General features: G+C 61.5%; 19 protein-coding genes. 15 read left to right on the top strand and 4 right to left on the bottom strand.

The annotated features are described in order from the left end of the window. Positions 1 to 112: 112 nt before the first annotated feature. The 4 genes from K3555_RS17475 to K3555_RS17460 all read left to right on the top strand — a co-directional run bounded on the left by K3555_RS17475 (position 113) and on the right by K3555_RS17460 (position 3,712). Positions 113 to 769 carry a hypothetical protein gene (locus tag K3555_RS17475; protein ID WP_260006435.1) on the top strand — a complete coding sequence of 219 codons (657 nt, stop codon included), beginning with the start codon at positions 113 to 115 and terminating at the stop codon, positions 767 to 769. Between the two features lie 90 nt (positions 770 to 859). Further along, entirely contained in the window at positions 860 to 1,636 is a 777-nt protein-coding gene (locus K3555_RS17470; RefSeq protein WP_260006434.1) for a tRNA (guanosine(46)-N(7))-methyltransferase TrmB, read from the top strand. Between the two features lie 100 nt (positions 1,637 to 1,736). Continuing rightward, positions 1,737 to 3,083 (top strand): 3-phosphoshikimate 1-carboxyvinyltransferase, encoded by a 1,347-nt coding sequence (aroA, locus tag K3555_RS17465; protein ID WP_260006433.1) that lies wholly within the window; start codon positions 1,737 to 1,739, stop codon positions 3,081 to 3,083. Beyond that, positions 3,080 to 3,712, top strand: a complete 633-nt coding sequence (locus K3555_RS17460) for a d(CMP) kinase (protein ID WP_260006432.1) — start codon at positions 3,080 to 3,082, stop codon at positions 3,710 to 3,712. The genes aroA and K3555_RS17460 overlap by 4 nt, the downstream gene beginning before the upstream one ends. 108 nt (positions 3,713 to 3,820) lie before the next feature. Here K3555_RS17460 and K3555_RS17455 read toward each other — a convergent pair whose 3' ends face one another. Beyond that, positions 3,821 to 4,300: a YHS domain-containing (seleno)protein gene (locus K3555_RS17455; protein WP_259987685.1), complete on the bottom strand. Its 480-nt coding sequence runs from the start codon at positions 4,298 to 4,300 to the stop codon at positions 3,821 to 3,823. A gap of 234 nt (positions 4,301 to 4,534) precedes the next feature. Here K3555_RS17455 and K3555_RS17450 point away from each other — a divergent pair, with 234 nt between their 5' ends. The 6 genes from K3555_RS17450 (at position 4,535) to K3555_RS17425 (ending at position 11,224) form a co-directional block, all read left to right on the top strand. Next, a complete protein-coding gene (locus tag K3555_RS17450) occupies positions 4,535 to 5,077 on the top strand; it encodes a hypothetical protein (protein WP_260006431.1) in 543 nt (180 codons plus the stop codon). Positions 5,078 to 5,243: 166 nt separating this feature from the next. Further along, on the top strand, positions 5,244 to 6,389 hold the full coding sequence (locus K3555_RS17445) for an amidohydrolase (protein ID WP_260006430.1): 1,146 nt from the start codon (positions 5,244 to 5,246) through the stop codon (positions 6,387 to 6,389). Between the two features lie 2 nt (positions 6,390 to 6,391). Further along, positions 6,392 to 7,582 carry a diaminopropionate ammonia-lyase gene (locus K3555_RS17440; protein ID WP_260006429.1) on the top strand — a complete coding sequence of 397 codons (1,191 nt, stop codon included), beginning with the start codon at positions 6,392 to 6,394 and terminating at the stop codon, positions 7,580 to 7,582. Next, positions 7,575 to 8,741: a Xaa-Pro peptidase family protein gene (locus K3555_RS17435; RefSeq protein WP_260006428.1), complete on the top strand. Its 1,167-nt coding sequence runs from the start codon at positions 7,575 to 7,577 to the stop codon at positions 8,739 to 8,741. Before K3555_RS17440 ends, K3555_RS17435 begins: the two co-directional genes overlap by 8 nt. A 13-nt stretch (positions 8,742 to 8,754) precedes the next feature. After that, complete coding sequence (locus tag K3555_RS17430) at positions 8,755 to 9,510, top strand: aspartate/glutamate racemase family protein (RefSeq protein ID WP_260006427.1); 756 nt, start codon at positions 8,755 to 8,757, stop codon at positions 9,508 to 9,510. 142 nt (positions 9,511 to 9,652) lie between these two features. Continuing rightward, complete coding sequence (locus K3555_RS17425) at positions 9,653 to 11,224, top strand: alkaline phosphatase family protein (RefSeq protein WP_260006426.1); 1,572 nt, start codon at positions 9,653 to 9,655, stop codon at positions 11,222 to 11,224. A gap of 84 nt (positions 11,225 to 11,308) precedes the next feature. On the opposite strand, the gene K3555_RS24830 is transcribed toward K3555_RS17425, so the two are convergent. Both K3555_RS24830 and K3555_RS17405 read right to left on the bottom strand, forming a co-directional pair. Continuing rightward, on the bottom strand, positions 11,309 to 14,329 hold the full coding sequence (locus K3555_RS24830) for a M10 family metallopeptidase (RefSeq protein WP_311199994.1): 3,021 nt from the start codon (positions 14,327 to 14,329) through the stop codon (positions 11,309 to 11,311). A 27-nt stretch (positions 14,330 to 14,356) separates the two neighbouring features. Next, positions 14,357 to 14,761, bottom strand: coding sequence for a hypothetical protein (locus K3555_RS17405; protein WP_260006425.1), 405 nt, complete (start codon positions 14,759 to 14,761; stop codon positions 14,357 to 14,359). A gap of 279 nt (positions 14,762 to 15,040) precedes the next feature. On the opposite strand from K3555_RS17405, the gene K3555_RS17400 reads away from it, so the two are divergent. From K3555_RS17400 to K3555_RS17385, 4 genes are all read left to right on the top strand, one after another. After that, the gene (locus K3555_RS17400; RefSeq protein ID WP_311199993.1) at positions 15,041 to 15,943 is read left to right on the top strand and encodes a metal ABC transporter substrate-binding protein; all 903 of its coding nucleotides are present in this window, start codon (positions 15,041 to 15,043) and stop codon (positions 15,941 to 15,943) included. Between the two features lie 97 nt (positions 15,944 to 16,040). After that, entirely contained in the window at positions 16,041 to 16,958 is a 918-nt protein-coding gene (locus tag K3555_RS17395) for a manganese/iron ABC transporter ATP-binding protein (protein ID WP_311198485.1), read from the top strand. Beyond that, positions 16,958 to 17,836 (top strand): metal ABC transporter permease, encoded by an 879-nt coding sequence (locus K3555_RS17390; RefSeq protein WP_259999508.1) that lies wholly within the window; start codon positions 16,958 to 16,960, stop codon positions 17,834 to 17,836. The genes K3555_RS17395 and K3555_RS17390 overlap by 1 nt, the downstream gene beginning before the upstream one ends. After that, positions 17,836 to 18,696: a metal ABC transporter permease gene (locus K3555_RS17385; protein ID WP_260006424.1), complete on the top strand. Its 861-nt coding sequence runs from the start codon at positions 17,836 to 17,838 to the stop codon at positions 18,694 to 18,696. The genes K3555_RS17390 and K3555_RS17385 overlap by 1 nt, the downstream gene beginning before the upstream one ends. A gap of 1 nt (position 18,697) precedes the next feature. On the opposite strand, the gene K3555_RS17380 is transcribed toward K3555_RS17385, so the two are convergent. After that, entirely contained in the window at positions 18,698 to 19,612 is a 915-nt protein-coding gene (locus tag K3555_RS17380; RefSeq protein ID WP_129369497.1) for a LysR substrate-binding domain-containing protein, read from the bottom strand. A 94-nt stretch (positions 19,613 to 19,706) separates the two neighbouring features. Here K3555_RS17380 and K3555_RS17375 point away from each other — a divergent pair, with 94 nt between their 5' ends. Continuing rightward, positions 19,707 to 21,227: a trimethylamine methyltransferase family protein gene (locus K3555_RS17375; protein WP_260006423.1), complete on the top strand. Its 1,521-nt coding sequence runs from the start codon at positions 19,707 to 19,709 to the stop codon at positions 21,225 to 21,227. The last annotated feature ends 68 nt before the right edge of the window (positions 21,228 to 21,295 follow it).

Raw genomic sequence — 21,295 nt, 5'->3', positions numbered from 1 at the left:
GGTGTTTCGCGCGCGAAGTACTGAGGCAGAAGAGCTGACGTTTTGAGGCTGGAAGACACCGGTCCGCTGCACCATAGTGCAAGGAAGAGTGTTTCCAGCTGCCGGGACTGCGATGCTGCGCGTGATAACTGTTCTTTCCTTTCTGGCTCTGGCGTCATCTGCGTCCGCCAAGGATACATTGCCGCAAAAATTCAGCCTGCAAGGCGGAACGCTGGTTTATGACACCGAACGGAAAACGGAAGACGAGCCGGCGGAAATCACCGAGCAAGACATCGGGCGCCTGCAGGAAATTCTGAAGAAAAACCCGGAAATCTCCGAACTGCAGCTCAACAGCATTGGCGGCAGTGTTTATGCCGGGGAAGAGATGGCCGGGCTGGTGCTGGAACACGGGCTGGATACATCGGTTGACGGGGCCTGTATCAGCGCCTGTGTCGATGTCTTTCTGGCCGGCAGCCGGAGGCGGATGACAATCGGGTCCAAGATCGGCTTTCACCAGCGCAATTGGCCGGCGGCAGCGGTGCATAAATACTACCGGAGCGAGCGGAAGGCGCAGCGCTGGGCGACGCCTTTTGAGTTCGGATCCTGGATCTATGTGGATACGCAGCGCGAAATCCACGACCATCTCAGCTATATGGTGGCGCGCGGTGTCGATCCCGGCTTTGCGATTGAGACACTGCGCACGGACCCGGATGGCGAATGGTATCCCAGCCGCTTGCGGCTGATTGCAGCGGGCGTTCTGCGCGAGGTCCGGCAGGGGCAAACCCGCTAGCCGGCTTGACACAGGCTTGACCACGAAGCCCGCATGCGGCAGAGGAGCGTCCAGCCTTTCAAACGACGCCCTGAACAGGAGCCTAGACGCATGTCCGGCGACCAGAAGCCCCGCGACGACAAGACCAAGAATGCCCGGACCGCTGTTGCCAATGCGGCCGATAAACATGCCAGCGGCGCGCCTTGGCGCAACTTCTATGGCCGCTTCAAGGGCAAGACTCTGAAAGACAGCCAGAAGCGCTATCTTGACGAAGATCTGGCCAGCCTCAGCCCCGGTGCGGTCGATTGGGATGTGAACCCGGACCGTACCCCGCTGGACGTGAACGCGTTGTTCGGCGGCAAAGATGTCTGGCTTGAGATCGGCTTTGGCGGCGGTGAGCATCTGGTGCATCAGGCCGCAAGCAACCCGGATGTTGGCATCATCGGGGCCGAACCGTTTATCAACGGCGTCGCCATGCTGCTGGGCAAGATCCGCAAAGCGGCGGCTGAGAATATCGCGGTGCATCCCGGCGACGCGCGTGACCTGATGGATGTGCTGCCCGAGGGTTCCATTTCGCGTGCCTTTCTGCTGTATCCCGATCCCTGGCCCAAGGCCCGCCACCACCGCCGCCGCTTTGTGACGCAAGAGCATCTTGAGCCGCTGGCCCGCTGCCTGAAGCCGGGCGCGATCTTCCGGGTGGCGACTGACATTCCCGACTATGTGCGCCAGACCCTGGAGGAGGTGCCGAAGGCCGGTTTCGAGTGGCTGGCCGAAGGTCCCGAAGATTGGCGCCAGTCCTGGGATGACTGGATTTCCACCCGCTATGAGCAGAAAGCCCTGCGCGAGGGCCGCACGCCGCATTACCTGACCTTCCGCCGCCTTGGCTGAGGGTGCGGGCGGGCTGCGGGCAAAGGCTCTGGACCGTCCAGCGCCAATCCGTTACCGATAGCGCCAACGTAAGTAAGCACCGACAGACGAAGGAAGCCCCATGTCCGGACACGGCACGCCCATCCCGATGACCTCCCACCGTGCCGACCCGCTGAAAGGCGTGGCAAATGTGCCCGGCGACAAGTCGATTTCGCACCGCTCGCTGATCCTGGGCGCACTGTCGGTGGGGGAGACCAGGATCTCCGGCCTGCTGGAGGGCGAGGACGTTCTGGACACAGCCAAAGCAATGCAGGCTTTTGGCGCCGAGGTGGTGAACCACGGCGGCGGCAGCTGGTCGGTGTTCGGGGTTGGCGTTGGCGGTTTTGCTGAGCCGGGCAATGTGATCGACTGCGGCAACTCCGGCACCGGGGTGCGGCTGATCATGGGGGTGATGGCAACCTCTCCGATTACTGCGACCTTTACCGGCGATGCCTCGCTGAACAAGCGCCCGATGGCACGTGTCACCGACCCGCTGGCGCTGTTCGGCACGCAATCCGTAGGCCGCTCCGGCGGGCGGCTGCCAATGACCATCGTGGGTGCGGCTGATCCGGTGCCGGTGCGTTACGAGGTTCCGGTGCCGTCAGCGCAGGTGAAATCAGCGGTGCTGTTTGCCGGTCTCAACGCACCGGGCAAAACCGTGGTGATCGAAAAGGAAGCCACCCGCGACCATACCGAGCGGATGCTGGCCGGTTTCGGCGCCGAGATCACCACTGAGGAAACCGAAGAGGGCCGCGTCATCACTCTGACCGGCCGTCCGGAGCTGAACCCGCAGGTGATCACGGTGCCGCGCGACCCGTCCTCCGCCGCCTTCCCGGTCTGTGCCGCGCTGATCACCCCCGGTTCCGACGTGCTGGTGCCGAACATCGGCCTGAACCCGACCCGTGCAGGCCTCTACTATACTCTGCAGGACATGGGCGCGGATCTGACGTTTGAGAACATGCGCGAAGAGGGCGGCGAGCCGGTTGCCGATCTGCGGGCCAAATACTCTCCCGATATGAAGGGCATTGAGGTTCCGCCGGAACGCGCCGCCTCGATGATCGACGAATACCCGGTGCTGTCGGTGGTGGCATCCTTTGCGGAAGGCAAGACCATGATGGCGGGCGTCAAGGAGCTGCGCGTCAAGGAAAGCGACCGCATCGACGCCATGGCCAAGGGCCTGCGCGTCAACGGCGTGACGGTTGAGGAAGGCGAAGACTGGTGGGAAGTCACCGGCCTGGGCATCAATGGCGTGCCCGGCGGCGGCACCTGCGAAAGCGTCCTGGATCACCGCATCGCCATGTCCTTCATGGTTATGGGCATGGGTGCGCAGAACGCGGTCTCCGTCGATGACGGCGGCCCGATTGCAACCTCCTTCCCGATCTTCGAGAGCCTGATGGGGGACCTCGGCGCCAAGCTGGAGCGCACATGAGCCAAAGTTACACGATAGCCGTCGACGGCCCCGCGGCGGCTGGCAAGGGGACGCTGTCCAAGGCGCTGGCGGCCCATTACGGCTTTAGCCACCTGGATACCGGCCTCTTGTACCGTGCGGTCGGGGCCAAGATGCTGGATGGTGTGGCACCGGTTGAGGCCGCGCAGAACCTGACACCGGAAGACCTAGCGCGTGACGACCTGCGCGGGCGGGAGGTGGCCCAGGCGGCCTCCAAAGTGGCGGTGATAGCCGAAGTGCGCGCCGCACTGATTGATTTCCAGCGCGCCTTTGCCCGCCGGGCCGGGGGCGCGGTGCTGGACGGGCGCGACATCGGCACCGTGATTTGCCCCTATGCGCAGGTGAAATTCTTTGTGACCGCCAGCGCCGAAGTCCGCGCCCGGCGCCGGTTCCTGGAACTCGCCGCTGCGGGCAAGGTAACCACGCTGGATGAGGTGCTGGGGGATGTGAAGGCACGCGACGAGCGCGACATGAACCGTGCCGAGGCGCCATTGCGGCCGGCGGCTGATGCAATTCTGATCGACACCAGCGATCTGAGCATCGAAGAAGCCCTGGCCAAGGCGATCACAGTGATCGAAGCCCGCCGCGAGGCCGGCGAAACACTGGCGTAATCATCAAACAACCAAAAACACCCGCAGCTGACGCAACAGCCGCGGGTGCAAGGGCAGGCGGGACGGAGCGGAACCGCCTGGCCCTCCGGGACGCAGGGTGGTGCGCGATCAGAGCTCGCTGACGGCGGTGTGCTTGATCTGGCCCCACTGGGTGTCTGCGGTTTTGGCGGTGCCGGGTACGTCTTCCAGGAAGGCGGCGCGGGTGGCGGCGTTCAGGAACAGGAACAGCTTGCCGTCATGCACCAGGTACTGGTCCGGGTCGCCGTCGAATTTCTTGCCCACAGACACGCCATAGGAACAAAAGCCGCCGTGCTGCGGCAGGTATTTCGCCGGATCGGCCTCAAACGCGGTCTTGTTCTCCTCGGATGTGAAGTAATAAGAGGCGCCATCCACAGTGGCAGAGTAGTTTGCCACGCCTTCCACCGGGTTGCGGCTGTCCAGCAGCGACACAAGATCCACGCCATGCGCAGCCAGCGGCGCACCGCCGGCAGAGATACCGTTGGAGACATTGAGTTCATCAGCGGCAAAGGCCGGGGCGGCCAGCGCGGCAGAGAGCGAAATCAGGGCGGTTGTCAGAAGAATTTTCATGGGTGTCCTCATCAGGTTCAGTTGCGGGTTGTTCTGTTCAGTTCAGGCTGTGCAGCCCGATGAGTTGAACTTAGGTCCGAAATCCTGGACGTTTAATTCCCGTTCGTTCGTCTGACATTGCAGATCGTCCCGATCTTCGTTTGAGCTTAGTCACAGCGCCTCACTCATCTGTGCATGGAGCCTCGCGCCGCGGCGCAGTAGCCTGTGTGCATGTGTCAATGAGGAGGTGCCGTTATGGCCTGGTTGCGGACGATTGTGACAGCGTGTGTTCTTGCGGTGCCTGCTTTGGCGCAGGACGCGCCGAAGGCCCCTGTCTCCCCCGAGCCGCCGATGACCTATGAACGGCTGGGGCGGATACTCTTTGCATTGGACGAAAACGCGCAGCCCGCGGGCACCGGGTTTCAGCTGACCATTTCAGGCGTACCGATGCTGGTGGTGACCGACCGGACGGCGGACCGGATGCGGGCAATGGTGCCGCTGCGCCCGGCCGAGGGGCTGACAACGGAAGATATGATGCGGATGATGCAGGCCAATTTCGACACGGCCCTGGATGCACGCTATGCCGTGGCCAAGGGGCGGCTTTGGGCGGTGTTCATCCACCCGCTGTCACCTTTGGAGAAAGACCAGCTGATCTCCTCGCTTGGCCAGACCGTCAATATCGCCCGCACCTATGGCACGCTTTACACCGGCGGGGCGCTGCAGTTCGGCGGCGGCGACAGCCCGGGCATCCAGCGGCAGCTGATCGAGGAGCTGCTGGAAAAGGGCGAGGAAATCTAGGCTTAAGTTCCCGGAATGCGGTCCAAACTGCAGCCATTCTGACAGGTACGAATTTCCGCCCGCAACCCGCTCGCGGCAATAAATTTCGTCACTGCGTCACCAGAAATATACGCGCCAAGTCATGTTTCGCAGAATAAGGTCTCTGCAATCAGCTTGGGGAACGCATATGAACAGCTTTCAGGACCGCCTGACCGCGCTGCGCCGGGATTTCCACCGGCACCCGGAACTTGGCTTTCAGGAAGACCGGACCAGGGCCAAGGTCGCCGATCATCTGCGCGGCCTCGGGCTGGAAGTGCATGAAGGGGCTGGCGTTGTCGGCCTGCTGCGGGCGGGCACCGGCAACCGGGCCATTGGGCTGCGGGCCGATATGGACGCGCTGCCGATCACTGAAACCTCCACACACGGTTATGTTTCTGAAACACCCGGCAAGATGCATGCCTGCGGCCATGACGGCCATATGACCATGCTGCTGGGTGCAGCGGAACGGCTGGTGCAGGAGCAGGGTTTCGACGGCACTGTTGTGTTCATCTTTCAACCCAACGAAGAACACGGGCTGGGCGCCCAGGCGATGATTGCCGAGGGGCTGCTGGAGCGGTTCCCGATCGAAGAAGTCTATGCCATTCACAACCTGCCCGGCGCGCCGGCGGGGCAGGTCTCGACCCGCCCGGGGCAGATCTGCGGCAGCGAAAGCCTGTTTGAAATCTCGATCAAGGGGCAGGGCGGTCATGCCTCGATGCCGCAGGCGGGTGTCGATGCTATCACCGTCGGGGCGGAAATGGTTCTGGCGCTGCAAACCATCGTCTCGCGCAAGCTGGCGCCGGGGGCTGGTGCTGTGGTGTCGGTCACGGAGTTTCTGACAAACGGCCAGCGCAATGTGCTGCCGGGCCAAGCGGTGCTTAAGGGCGATGTCCGCGCACGGGTGCCTGCGGACCGCGAGGCGGTTGAACGTTTCATGCGCCAGATAACAGCCGGTGTTGCGGCCACCCATGCGGTGGAGGTTGAGATGACTTTCAATACCGAATTTGTCGAAACCATCAATGCGGAAGGCCCGGCTGAGGCCGCCTGCCGTGCGGGCGAAGCTGCGGGTTGCGAAGTAATCCGCAACCGCCCGCCGATGAGCTTTTCCGAAGATTTCGCCCATTTCACCGCCGCCGTTCCGGGCTGCTTTCTGCTGATGGGCAATGGCGAGGACGGGCCAAACGGCCAACCGCTGCATGCGGCGGATTACGATTTCAATGATGCTCTGCTGCCCATCGGCGCAGAATTCTGGGTACAGCTGGTGCGTGACCGGCTGCCAGCGGGAAAGGACTGAACATGTTTGAACACTTTACAGTTGCCATGCGCCACACGGCAGGCAGCCCGAAATCCGGCGATGCCGCTTATACCGTTCTGTCCGAGCAGGATTTTGGCAATGCCTGCGCAGAAATCACCGCTTGGGATGGCTATGAAGCGACGCCGCTGGTCTCGCTGGCAGGGCTGGCGGGTAAAATCGGCGTTGACAGGATCGACTACAAACACGAAGGGCCGCGGTTTGGCTTGGGCAGTTTCAAGGCGCTGGGCGGGTCTTATGCGGCGCTGCGGGTGCTGCAGCGCGAGCTGAGCCGCCAATCGGGCCAGGACGTCAGCCTGGAGGAGATCCGCAAGGGCGCCCATAAACAGGCCTGCGCCGGGATCACTTTGGTCTCGGCCACTGATGGCAACCATGGCCGCTCGCTGGCTTGGGGCTGCCAGCGGTTCGGCGCACCCTGCCGGATCTACATCCATGCCGAGGTCAGCGAAGGCCGCGCTGTCGCCATGCGCGAACTGGGCGCCGAGGTGATCCGCATCACTGGCGATTATGACGAATCCGTGCTGCTGGCCAAAAAAGAGGCCGAGGAAAACGGCTGGTTTGTGGTCTCGGACACCTCCTGGGACGGCTACACCGAGCCGCCGCGCGATGTGATGGCTGGCTATTGCGTGATGACCCGCGAGGTTTGCGAAACGCTGGAGCAAGCACCGACCCATGTGTTCCTGCAGGGCGGTGTCGGCGGGCTGGCGGCTTCTGTTGCGGCGGCGCTGCGGCAGTATTACGGCGCCGAGTCACCGCGGGTTGTGATCGTTGAGCCGGAACTGGCCGCCTGCCTGTTCGACAGCGCCCGCAATGGCAAGGCGACCAATTTCGCAATCCAGGAAGAAACCATCATGGCCGGCCTCTCCTGCGGCGAGCCGTCGGGAATGGCCTGGGAAATCCTGGCCGAGGAAGCCTCGGACTTCCTGACCATCCCGGACAGCATTGTGGCGCCTGCGGTGCGTCTGCTGGCTAATGCGGAAACTGGCGATCCGGTGGTTGAAGCGGGTGAAAGCGCAGTTGCGGGCCTTGCAGCCCTGATTGCCGCCTGCCAGGCGCCGGATCTGGCCGAACAGCTAGGGCTGGGACCCAAGGCCCGCGTGCTGCTGATTGGCTCCGAAGGTGTCACCGACCCGGCGATCTTTGCCGCGATCATGGCAGGGCAAAACAATGTCTAAGGCGCCCATGCGCGGTTTTCCTGAGGCGGAGTTTGCAGCCCGCACGGAAAAAGCACAGGCGCTGATGGCACAGCAGGGGCTTGATGGGCTGCTGCTGCTGACAGAACCCGAGGTGCGCTATTTCAGCGGTTTTCACACCCTGTTCTGGCAAAGCCCGACCCGGCCCTGGTTCCTGTTTGTGCCGCCTGCGGGCAAACCCATTGCGATTATCCCGGAAATCGGCGCCGACCTGATGCGCCGCACCTGGATCGAGGATATCCGCACCTGGAGCGCCCCCGCGCCCGAGGACGACGGCATCAGTCTGCTGACAGAGCTGCTGTCGCCGATTGCCGACCGGGCAGGCAGTGTTGGCATCATGAAGGGGCATGAAACCGCGCTGCGGATGCCGCTGGGTGATTATGAACGGCTGGTGTCTGGCCTGCCGGGGCTGAAAATCGCGGATGCAACGCCGCTGGTGCGCAGCCTGCGGATTGTGAAATCCGCCGCCGAGATCGAAAAACTGTCGCATATCTGCGCCATCGGCTCGCGCAGCTTTGCGCAGGTGCCGCAAATCGCCCATGAGGGCCAACCGTTCGAGGACCTGTTCCGCGCCTTCCGCCGCGAGGCACTGGCGCAAGGCGCAGACGATGTGCCCTATCTGGTCGGCGGCGCCGATCAGGGCGGCTATAGCGACGTGATTTCACCGCCGACGGGCCGGCCGTTGCAGGCCGGCGACATCGTGATGCTCGATACCGGCTCCACTTGGGACGGTTATTTCTGCGATTTCGACCGCAACTTTGCCATTGGCCGCGCCGACGATCTGTCGCGCCGGGCCTATGACGTGCTGTGGCGCGCGACCGAGGCCGGGATTGCAGCCGCCAAACCGGGGGCGACCTGCCGCGATCTGTTCCTGGCAATGCAGGGCGTGATTGCTGAGCTGGACGATCAGGGCGGCGATGTGGGGCGCTTAGGCCACGGGCTGGGAATGCAGCTGACCGAATGGCCCTCGCACGCGGCATTTGACGGTACGGTGATCGAGGAAAACATGGTGCTGACGCTGGAGCCTTCGCTGGGGTACGGTGACGGCAAGATCATGGTGCATGAGGAAAACATTGTGGTGCGCGCTGGTGGTGCCGAATTGCTGACAACCCGCGCCGCGCCTGAACTGCTGGTGATCTGAAGGAGGACCCGCGATGAAGCTCCCTTATGACACAGACGCCGGCATCGGCACCCGCGCGACCCTGGGTGTGATCGTGCTGGAAACCGACGAGACGCTGGAGCCGGAATTCGCCCGGATGATGGCGCGGGACGGCGTGGCGCTCTATCACAGCCGTATCCCAATGGTGCCCGAGGTCCGGCCTGAAACCCTGGCGCAGATGCAGGCGGACCTGCCGGCCTCGGCGCGGCTGTTCCCGTCCTCGCTGGACTTTGATGTGATCGGTTACGGCTGCACCTCGGCGTCAACCGTGATCGGTTCGGCAAAGGTCGCCGAGGCGGTGCAGACGGTCTTGCCCAGGGCCAAGGTGACCGACCCGCTGGCGGCGATCATTGCAGCGGGCAAGGCGCTGGGCGCCTCCCGGCTGGGGTTTGTCACGCCTTATCTGCCAGAAGTTTCAGCGCAGATGCGGGCCAATCTGGAACAGGCGGGATTTGCAATCGCAGGCTTTGGCTCGTTTGAGGAAATGGACGACCGGGTGGTGGCACGGATCACCGAGGCGGCCATTGCGGATGCGGCGCAGCAGGTTGCCAAGGCAGAAGACTGCGATGCCATCGTGATTTCCTGTACCAACCTGCGCTGCTTGCAGATCATTCCAGAGATTGAGGCGCAAACCGGGGTGCCGGTGATTTCCAGCAACCAGGCGCTGGCCTGGCACATGCTGCGTCTAGCAGGTGTTACGGAGCCGCGACCGCAATTCGGCAGGCTGTTCATACGGGGTCTGGCCGCCTGATAGATACAATTGTCCGGGATTTGTCAGCTGACAATTTTTCAGATTGCATCCTGCAGAGCGGTGTAAACGGTGCTTGAAATCCCTGTGCAGATCGCGACAGATTGCCAGTCGAAAACTGTCTTGTGCCTGCAAGGATGCCTGGATGCCTGCCAACCGCCCCGAGACCCGCCCCGCAAACCGGAACGTGCTGTTCATCATCATCGACCAGCTGCGCGCGGATTGTGTGTTTGGCGCATTGGCGGAACATGTGGAGCTGCCGAACATCCGTGCCTTCATGAAGGATGCGGTGTCCTTCAAACGGCATTTCTCGGTCACAAATCCTTGCGGGCCGTCGCGGGCCTCAATCCTGACCGGACAGTACGCAATGAACCATCGCTCGGTTCGAAATGGCACGCCGCTGCGTCATGACACGCCGAACATTGCGACAGAAATGCGCAAGGCAGGCTATATGCCGATGCTGTTCGGCTATACTGATACGTCGCAGGACCCGCGGGCATTTGATGCCAATGATCCGGCGCTCAGAACCTATGAATTCCCGATGAACGGGTTTCACGAGATGACCGAGATGCGGATGGAAATGTCCTATCCTTGGCAATCGCATCTGATGAACCAGGGCTATGCGTTCGAAAACTATTGGGATGTCTACAAGCCGGTGTCGCCAAGTGGCGGCGCGCCCAGGCTGAACGATCCCGCGCTCTATGCCGCTGAAGACAGTGACACCGCGTTTCTGACCAATTCCTTCCTTGGCAAAATGACCGCCTACCACAAGGAAAGCTGGTTCGCGCATCTGACCTATATCCGCCCGCACCCGCCGCTGGTGGCGCCGGCCCCCTATAACACCATGTACGATCCTGCCTCGCTGCCGCTGCCGGAACGGCTGGCGACACCGGATGCGGAGTGCGAACAGCATCCGTTCTTTGATCCCGCATTGCGCAAGAGCACGATCGCAGGGTTCGTTGAAGGGTTCCCGGATCTTGAGCCGACAGATGATAACATCCGCACCCTGCGCGCGGTTTATCTGGGGCTTGCGAGCGAGGTGGACCATCATGTCGGCCGTGTGATCGAGTTTCTTAAAGACACGGGCCAGTACGACAACACGATGGTGGTGATCACCGCCGACCATGGCGAGATGCTGGGCGACCGGCATTCCTGGGGAAAAATGACGGTCTATGACGCCGCCTATCACACGCCGCTGATCATCCGGATGCCGGGCAATGAGGCGAATGCCGGAGCCTGTCTCAGCCAGATCACCGAGTCGATTGACGTGACGCCGACTATTCTGGAATGGGCCGGTCAGGAGATCCCGAATGCGATGGACGGGCGGTCGCTTCTGCCGCTGTTGCGGGGAGAAGAACCGCAGGACTGGCGGCAGTATTCCTTCTCGGAACTGGATTTCTCGGAGCCGTTGACGCCGACGCTATGGCAGCAGGCGCTGGGCACATCGCCAAGCGAGAGCTGCCTGGGCATCCTGCGGGACGAACGGTTCACGCTGGTTGAGTTTGCCACTGATCTGCCGCCGATGCTGTTTGACAGCGAAGGGCAGGGGGAGCTGGAGAATGTGGCCGGGCAGCCGGACTACGCAAGCGATCTGAACCGGCTGACCCGGATGATGCTGCGGCACCGGATGAAAAACATGGATCACACGCTGTCGCTGATGTCGATCACCCCGGATGGCGCGCGCGGCGTGGCCCGGTTTCCGCAGCCGAAATCCTGACCGCAGCCTTCAGCAGGTTGTAAGGGGAAAAAACAAACACCCGGCCCCCTTGCCGGAGACCGGGCGTCTGTTTTCATGCGGGCCTTAGATGAACCAGTCTTCGGTCAGCTCGGCATTTGATCTGACCCCTCTCAGATAGGCGATCTGAAACGCGTCCTCGCCGCCCGCACCGTCAGCATCATACTCCAGCCAAACTGCACGGCTGTCGCTAAGGCTCAGGCTGCCGCTGGACAGGGCATCGTCAAGATTGGTGCCCAGATCCAGAAGCAGCCCGTCGATGTCGAGCAAGTCCCCATCGCTCAGCTTGAAATCACTGATGGTATCTCCTGCGTCCTCAGCGGAGGTGAAGACAAACACATCGGCATCCTTACCGCCTTTGAGGAGGTCCGCCCCGGTGCCGCCTTCAAGCCGGTCCATGCCGGACCCGCCATCCAGCTTGTCATCTCCGGCACCGCCTGACAGCGTGTCATCGCCATTGCTGCCTTTCAGCTGGTCGCTGCCGCTGCCGCTGCTGAGCATGTCATTGCCATCGCCGCCATCAACCTTGTTACTGCCGTCGCCAGCCGAAAGCGTGTCATCACCCAAGCCGCCCTTCAGTTTGTCGGTACCTGCGCCACTGGTGATCTGGTCGTTCCCGTCACCGCCAAACAGCCTGTTGTCGCCATCACCGGCGTATATCGTGTCGTCCCCTTCACCGCCTTTAATGTTGTCCTGTTCGCTGCCGCCGGACAAGCTGTCATCGCCGTCACCGCCGTCCAGTTTGTTTTCGCCGTCGCCGGCGTACAGCGTGTCATCGCCTTCGCCGCCTATAAGCTTGTCTTTGCCGCTGCCCGAGGTGAGGACGTCATCACCGCTGCCGCCATCCAGCTTGTTGACGCCATCGCCGGCAGACATCGTATCATCGCCTTCGCCGCCGGACATTTTGTCATTGCCGCTGCCGCCGGACATGCTGTCATCGCCCTCGCCGCCGTCCAGCCTGTTATTGCCATCGCCGGCAGACATCGTGTCGTCGCCACCGCCGCCTGACAGCCGGTCTTTGTCAATGCCGCCGGTAATGGCGTCGTCCCCTTCGCCGCCTTCAATCCGGTTCTTGCCATCGCCGCCGTCCAAATTGTCATTGCCCAGGCCGCCATAAATCCGGTCTGCGCCAGAGCCGGCTGTCAGGGTGTCGTCACCTTCTTCACCGGTCAGGAAGTTTCTTCCGCTGCCGCCGTGGATCGCGTCGTCCCCGTCGCCGCCATAGATTTTGTCGTTACCGTCCTCGGCCGTCAGGCTGTCATCGCCCAGGCCGCCATAGATTTTGTTGTTGCCGATGCCGCCGTCCAGCGTGTCATTGCCGCCGCGCCCTTCCAGAAGATCGTTGCCGCCGCGGCCTTCGATCAAATTGGCAAGATCATTGCCATATACCTTGTCATTGCCGCTGCCCAGAATGGCGTTCTCAATCTCGGTGCCTTCACTGATTGTCAGGCTTTTGGAGCCGATTTTACCGGTTGCCCCGCTTGCCAGGTCGATCCTGGAACCCCGTGTGACGGCACTAAGATCCAGGGTATCAATACCGCCATTTGTGTCAGTGACGGTGCCGATCTGAACGGTCCATTGCGTCATGAAGGTGTCATCGAAGACATACACGTTATCAATGGTCCCTGGGGTCGGGTCCGGGTCGGGTGTCGGGTCCGGGTCGGGAGTTGGGTCCGGATCAGGTGTCGGACCCGGATCAGGTGTCGGATCAGGATCAGGTGTCGGGTCAGGATCGGGTGTCGGGTCCGGTGCCGGCCCCGGGGTGCCGGAGATGTTGATGATCTCAGCCAGGCTGGCGTCCTCGTTCACGCCGACAAGAAACACCAAAAGGGCATTGTTGCCGCCGTGTGAAATCTTCAGCCAGGATCCGCCGCTGCCGGCCTGCAGCGTTGCAACGCCGTCGCCTGCCGGATCATCCCCTTCATAGCCGATTGCTTGCAGCAGCTGCGCGATGTTGATTCTGTCGCCTGCTGCCAGGTCAAAGTCAGCAATGGAATCGCCGGCTTCGCTGAGGCTTGTATATACGAACCGGTCCGCACCATTGCCGCCGGTCAGCAGGTCAGCACCATCGCCACCGATCAAGGTATCGTTTCCGTCACCGCCCTCAATCTGGTCATTGCCGGCGCCGCTCTCCAGCTGGTTGGCTGCTGCGTTGCCTGTGATATGGTCGATACCCGAGCCGGTGATCGCGTTTTCGATCACGGTGCCGCGGGCAATGGCAAAATTGCCGGTCTTACCGTTGAGGCTGGAAAAGGTTTCCTCGTTCAGGTTCAGCGTCTGATTGTAGCTGCGCGAGCCGAGGTCGATCAGGTCGATGCCGCCGTTATCTACAACAGCCACGCCGAAGCTGCCGTTCAAATCCATGCCGAAGCGGCCGGTGGTTTGCCCATCGCCGTAAATGGTGTCGCCCGTTTCGATGTCCACAGGGGTGCCATAGAGATGGTGAACCGCTGCGATATCAGCAAGCTGAGCGGTTGCCAGATAGGCAAAGGACGCATTCACCGCGGTGTTCTCGGACTGGCTGAAATAGGACATGATCGACATTTGCCAGCTGTCGTTGGCAAAATGCGCGTCCGAGCCGTAGCTGGCGCTGCCGTTGTAGCTGCCGGTGTGGCCCAGGCCCAGGGCGTGGCCGATCTCATGGATGTAGGTTTGCAGGTAGTAATTGCCGTATTGGGCCCAGGCATCGTCGATGTTGATGCTGGAGCTTAGAATGGTGCCATTGCTGACCGAGGAGCTGGCATAGGCGCCGGACCGGTTGTCGTCAAAAGTGATCTTGGCACTGCCGGTGGTTTCGACAAACTCGATCCCGCTCAGCGCCGTCCAGCTCTCCAGCGCCTTGCGTGCGGTTTCTTTGCCGGTTCCATTCAACCCGCTGAGGTTAACAGTGAGCTGACCGCCGGTTTCCACATCAAAGGAGCGCTCTGTACGGCCGGTCGACTGCCAATATCCCTTGTAAAGATACTCTGCCACCTGATCGACGGTGTAGGTCGGTTTGCTGCCGGCAGACTGGCCGCCTGAGCCTGTGCCGCCGCTATCGGTGCTTTCGGGAATTCTGTGATTGGCTTGACCGCAATACTCACACATGTCCGTGTTCCATCCTAGATCGTTAAATTACAAAGAGAATTCAGTGTGCTGGACCAACTGGCCGGCATAGTCCGCAAGAGTGTCACCGCTCAGCTGCCCATCCATGACCGACTGTTCGATGACCGGGCCTTGGCCGCTGCGGCCGTCGCTGTGCCGCCAGGCCAGCCAGCCAGAGATCCAATCGGCCGACTGGTTCTGTTCGACGAAACGAAAGGTCAGGTCCGGGCCGGCCTGCTGCCCGTCCGCGGCGGTAACCGCGGCGCCTGGGAATTTCTGGCGCAAGCCGTCGGCCAGCGCATCGCAGAGCGGTTGCTGCAAAGATCCGCTGCATTGCAGCTGAACAATCTGCACCGGGCTGCCAGCCACAGAAGTGTCAGTGACCAGCAGCTGGATTGCATCGGAACAGCTGGAAAGATTTCCAGGTAAAGTCATGGGGAATGTGCTCGCTCAGTAGGTCGAAGGATCAGGTTCAGTCCCGCGCCGTTCTGGCTGCAGCTTCAGGTTTAGGCGGTGATTGGGGCGAAATGCCGGTTGCGATCCGGGCAACATTAAGACGTCATTAACTGCCGTTAACCATTTGGCAGGGAAGTGGTGATGCCGCGGCCTGGCCCGATCCGGCCCTGTTATTGCAAATCATTCTCAATCTCATTGACAAATGAGAATGATTTGCAATAACGATGCATCAAAGAGATCTTCAAAACGGAGAAACGAATGTTCGCGAACCTGCTCAAGACAGTTTCCGCCGCCGCATTTGCGGCTGTTGCTGCCAGCGCTGCCATGGCTGAAGACAAGATGAAAGTTGTCACAACCTTTACCGTGCTGGCCGATATGGCGGCAAATGTGGCAGGGGATGCCGCCGAGGTTGTTTCGGTCACCAAGCCGGGCGCCGAGATCCACGGTTATGAGCCGACCCCGCGTGACATCGTACGGGCACACGATGCCGACCTGATCCTGTGGAACGGGATGAACCTGGAGCTTTGGTTCGAACAGTTCCTGTCGAATATGGAAGACGTGCCATCGGTGACCCTGACCGATGGCATTGACCCAATCCCGATTGCAGCGGGCTCATATGAGGGCAAGGCCAACCCGCATGCCTGGATGGGGTTGGATAACGCGCTGATTTATATCGACAACATCGTCGAAGCCTTTGCCGAGCATGATCCGGAGAACGCCGCGGTCTATGTCAAGAACGCAGGTGAATACAAAGACCGCTTGCGCGCCACAATCGAACCTCTGCGCCGCGCCATTGCCGAAATCCCGGAAGATAAGCGCTGGCTGGTGACCTGCGAGGGTGCCTTTAGCTACCTGGCCCGCGATTTCGGCATGAAAGAGCTGTATTTGTGGCCGATGAACGCCGATCAGGTTGGCACTCCGCAGCAGGTACGCGCTGTGATCGACGGGGTGCGCGCCAATGATATCCCTGTGGTGTTCTGCGAAAGCACCGTCAACACCGCCCCGGCCGAACAGGTGGCCCGTGAAACCGGCGTCGCCTATGGCGGTGAGTTGTATGTGGACTCGCTCAGCGAAGCGGACGGTCCAGTGCCCACCTATCTGGACCTGCTCAGGGTCACATCCGAAACCGTGGCACGCGGCCTGACCGAGGTCACCAACTGAGCCTTCCAACGGAAATTCCTACGCCCCGCAGTTCATGCTGCGGGGTGTTTCATTTCACAAAGCACATTTTCTGTGTGTAACTCTGCAGGACAGCCCCATGCTTGATGCCAGTGAGACCCACATTATGAATACCAGCGCCACGCCCGCAGATGACGGGATCGCCGCAAAAGATGTCACCGTTACCTACCGCAATGGCCACACGGCGCTGTGGAATGCCAGCTTTTCCATTCCCCGCGGCACCGTTGCGGCGCTGGTCGGGGTGAACGGGGCGGGCAAATCGACCCTGTTCAAGGCGATCATGGGGTTTGTGCCGGCCGCACAGGGTGAAATCCGCATCCTCGGCCTGACCGTCAAGGAGGCACTGCGCAAGAATCTGGTTGCCTATGTGCCGCAATCCGAGGAGGTCGACTGGGCCTTTCCGGTGCTGGTCGAGGATGTGGTGATGATGGGCCGCTACGGCCATATGGGGTTTCTGCGCCGCCCCAAGGCGGCGGATCACGAAGCGGTGGATGAGGCACTGCGCCGGGTCAATATGCAGGACTTCCGCCACCGCCAGATCGGCGAGCTGTCCGGCGGCCAGCGCAAACGGGTGTTCCTGGCCCGCGCCTTGGCGCAGGACGGGCAGGTGATCCTGCTGGATGAACCTTTTACCGGCGTGGACGTGAAGACCGAGGAGCAGATCATCGCCCTGCTGCGCGAGCTGCGAGCCGAGGGCCGGGTGATGCTGGTTTCCACCCACAACCTCGGCAGTGTGCCTGAGTTCTGCGACCGCACTGTGCTGGTCAAGGGCACCGTTCTGGGATTTGGCCCGACCGAGACCACCTTTACCCGCGCCAATCTGGAACATGCCTTTGGCGGGGTGCTGCGCCATTTCACCCTGGGGGGCGACGCGCTGCATGACGACGGCGACACCCGCGAGGTCACCATTCTGACCGACGACGAGCGGCCCTTTGTCCAATACGGCGAAAAAACCCAGACCAGCGAGGGCAAGGCTGAAGGCGGGGGCAAGCCGTGATGGAATACCTGCTGGAGCCGTTCTCCTATGGCTATATGACCAATGCGATGTGGGTCTCTTCCCTGGTGGGCGGCGTCTGCGCCTTCCTGTCGGCTTATCTGATGCTCAAAGGCTGGTCGCTGATCGGCGACGCGCTCTCGCATTCGGTGGTGCCGGGCGTGGCGGGCGCCTACATCCTGGGCCTGCCCTTTGCGCTGGGCGCCTTTATCGCCGGCGGGCTGGCGGCGGGGGCGATGCTGTTTTTGTCGGAACGATCCGGCCTTAAGGTGGATGTGATCATCGGGCTGATTTTCACGTCATTCTTCGGGCTTGGCCTGTTCATCGTCTCGATCAGCCCGATGTCGGTCTCAGTTCAGACCATCACCATGGGCAACATCCTGGCGATCACGCCCGAGGACACGGCTCAACTTGCAATCATCGGCTTTGTCTCGCTGGCAGTGCTGCTGGCCAAGTGGAAAGACCTGATGGTCACCTTCTTTGATGAAAACCACGCCCGCACCATCGGCCTTAGGCCAGGATTGCTAAAGGCGGTGTTCTTTGTGCTGCTGTCGGCCTCGGTTGTGGCGGCGATGCAGACCGTGGGGGCGTTTCTGGTGATTGCGATGGTGGTGACGCCGGGGGCCACGGCCTATCTGCTCTGCGACCGCTTCCCGCGGCTGATCATGGTCTCGGTGCTGATCGGCGCGCTCACCAGTTTCTTTGGCGCCTATGCCAGCTATTTTCTGGACGGTGCCACCGGCGGTATCATCGTGACATTGCAAACGCTGATCTTCCTGACGGTCTTTGTCTTTGCTCCGAAACACGGGTTGCTGGCGGCAAAACGCAAGGCGCGCGAAGCACTGAAACGCGGCCCCGCCGCACAACAGGGAGCTGCGTGATGGACCTTGATACGCTTTTGATGCCGTTCCAGTTTGCGTTCATGCAGAACGCCTTTCTGATCTCGCTGATCGTGTCCATCCCGACCGCGCTGCTGTCCTGCTTCCTGGTGATGAAGGGCTGGGCGCTGATGGGTGACGCGGTCAGCCATGCGGTGCTGCCCGGCATCGTGCTGGCCTATATCGTGGGGCTGCCGCTGATCCTTGGCGCTTTTGCTGCGGGTATGCTCTGCGCGGTTGCTACCGGCTATTTGTCGGGCAACAGCCGGGTCAAGCAGGACACGGTGATGGGGGTGGTGTTCTCTGGCATGTTCGGCCTTGGCATCGTGCTTTATGTCTCGGTTGAGACCAACGCCCATCTGGATCACATCCTGTTCGGCAACATGCTGGGGGTTGAGGGGCACGAGCTGCTGACGGCGGGCATCATTTCCCTGGTGGTCGGTGTGGCGCTTGTCTTGAAGTGGAAAGATCTGCTGCTGCACAGCTTTGATCCGGCACAGGCGCAGGCCTCCGGACTTCCGGTCACGGTGCTGCACTATGGGCTGCTGGCGGCCTTGTCGCTGACGATTGTGGCGACTCTGTCGGCGGCGGGGCTGATCCTGGCCATCGGGCTGCTGATTGCGCCGGGGGCAATTGCCTTTCTGGTAGTGCGTAAGTTCAGCACTATGCTGTGGGTGTCGGTTCTGATCTGCATGTTCTCGATGCTGGCGGGGACCTATGCCAGCTTCTTCCTCGATAGTGCACCGGCGCCGACCATTGTGCTGATCCTGACCGCGCTGTTTATCCTTGCCTTTGTGCGGCGGCTGTATGTGACCCGCAAGACCTCGATGCAGCGGGCCAAGAACCCCTCCGGGATCGCATAAGTCACGCGGCGCCGGGCTGGGCCATTTCCAAGAGCCATTGCCGCACCAGTTCGGCATTGGGAACCAGATCCTGGGTCTTGGACCACACCAGGTAAAACCCGGCGCCGGTGGTCCAGGACCAGTTCTTGCGTGCGGCCAGCAGTCCCTGTTTGATCAGCGGTTGCGTCACATGCTGCCAGCCGAAGGCAAAGCCTTCGCCGGCAATTGCCGCCTGCAGTACCAGCGCGTAATCGTTGAGCCGCAGACCCGCCGCGGGCAGCGGGCCTGTAACTCCGAAATGGGCAAACCATTGCTGCCAGCTGGGACGCTCGCGGATCGGTTCCTCCAGATGTATCAGCCGCTCATGCAGCAGGTTCGGCACTGTCGCCAGGTTGACGGCCGAGGCCATCACCCGCGGGCTGGCCACCGGATAGATCACCTCGGGCGCGATCAGGGCAGAATGGCAGTCCGGCCAGTTTCCGTGCCCGCGCCGGACCGCCAGCGAGATGCCTTCGGTATTGATATCCGGCTCCCGGTCCGAGCTTTGCAGGCGCAGGTCGATATCGGGATGCGCATCATGCAGCCGGGGCAGTCGTGGCATCACCCAGTAATATGCAAAAGCCGAGGAGCAATTGAGCGTGACATGGTCATTGCGTCCGAACTGGCGTACCGCTTTAGCAGAGGACAGGATGTCCTCTAAAGCCTTGGATACATCGGTGTACAGCCGCATTCCAGCCCCGGTCAGCTCCACTTTGCGGTGGCCGCGGCGGAATAAAATAACACCTAACGACGCCTCCATCTGCTTTATGGCCGCACTGACAGCAGGTTGTTGCACGTTCAGCTCCTCCGCCGCACGGGTAAAGGAGCCGTGCCGGGCGGCGGCCTCAAAAACAATCAGGTGACGGGGGCTGGTGAGGAGCTTCCAGAGTTCTTGCATAACTGTCAATTATCCAAACGATCAGATTTTTCAACCGTCACAAACGCGGGCTGCAGGAATAGTGTGACTTATCATTTGGAGACTGGAGAGCCCCATGGCCCGACGCGCCCGCGCATCCCGCGATCGAAACACCGCCCCGGCGGGTGCCCCTGCATCACCATTTATCCAGCGCACGCTGCCGTTTTTTGATGTGCTGGATGAGGAAAAACTGACCAAGATCGAGGCCCAGGTGGACTGGATCTTTGAAGATGTCGGCATTGCCTTTCGCGATGATCCCGAAGCGTTGAAGATCTGGAAAGAAGCCGGCGCGCGAATTGATGGCGACATCGTGCGGGCGGATGCGCAGTGGATCCGCTCCCTGTGTGCCAAGGCCCCGCGCGAGTTTACTCAGCTGGCCCGCAACCGGGAACGCTCTGTGACCATCGGCGGCAATAATCAGGTGTTTGCCCCGATCTATGGCGCGCCGTTTGTGCGCGATCTGGAGGGTGGCCGCCGCTATGGCGATATGGAGAGTTTCGAGAAGCTGGTGCAGCTCACCTATATGCATCCGAACCTGCATCATGGCGGTTTTGTGATCTGCGAGCCCTGCGATGTGCCGGTCTCCAAGCGCCATTTCGACATGCTCTATGCCCATATGACCCTTAGCGACAAACCGCATTTGGGCGCGATCACCGAGATGTCCCGCGCGCAGGACAGTGTCGACATGGCGGAAATTGTCTTTGGCAAGGATGTCATGGACAACAACTGCGTGATCATGGGCAATGTGAACACCAACTCACCCTTGCTGGTGGACAAGGTGGTGACCGAGGCCGTGCGCACCTATTCCGCCCGCGGGCAGGGGATGATCGTTGTGCCGTTCATCCTGACCGGTGCGATGGGGCCGGTGTCCACTGCGGCGTCGGTTGCGCAGGCGATGGCCGAGGCGATGATGGTCTGCGCCTTCACCCAGCTGGTGCGCCCGGGTGCGCCGTTTGTGTTGGGCAACTTCCTGTCGTCGATGTCGCTGAAGTCCGGCGCGCCGACATTTGGGATGCCGGAACCAGTTGTCTCTAACTATGCCATTGGCCAGCTGGCGCGGCGTGCGGGCCTGCCGCTGCGCTGCGGCGGGTCGCTGACGGCGTCCAAGATCGAGGACGCGCAGGCGGCTTATGAAAGTGCGGATTCGATGCATTCGACCATGCTGGCGGGTGCGAATTTTGTCCTGCATTCTGCCGGTTGGATGGAAGGCGGTCTGTGTACCGGTTTCGAGAAGCTGATCATGGATGCCGACCGGCTGGGATCCTATCAGAAGGTGCTGAGCCAAGGCTTGGACACCAGCGACGAGGCTATGGCGCGCGATGCTTACGCTGAGGTGGAGCCTGGCGGGCATTTCCTGGGATCGGGTCACACCATGCGTAATTACCAGACCGCGTTTTATGAGCCGAAGCTGAGCGACAGCGAGAATGTCGAAAGCTGGGAGGAGGGCGGCTGCAAGGACATGCGCCAGCGCGCCTATGAGCGCTGGAACCAGATGCTGAACGAGTATGTCGCGCCGCCGATGGATGAGGCGGTGAAGGAAGAACTGGCCGCCTATGTCGCCCGCCGCAAGGAAGAAATTCCGGATGCCTGGTACTAACCCGCTGCTCCGGCCCGCCAACTAAGATCTCTCACGGCCCAGCTGCCGCTTGCCCCAGACCTGAGGAC

It is taken from the genome of Leisingera sp. M527 (assembly GCF_025141525.1).
Taxonomy (GTDB): Bacteria; Pseudomonadota; Alphaproteobacteria; order Rhodobacterales; family Rhodobacteraceae; genus Leisingera.
This window is presented reverse-complemented; position numbering and strand designations above follow the sequence as displayed.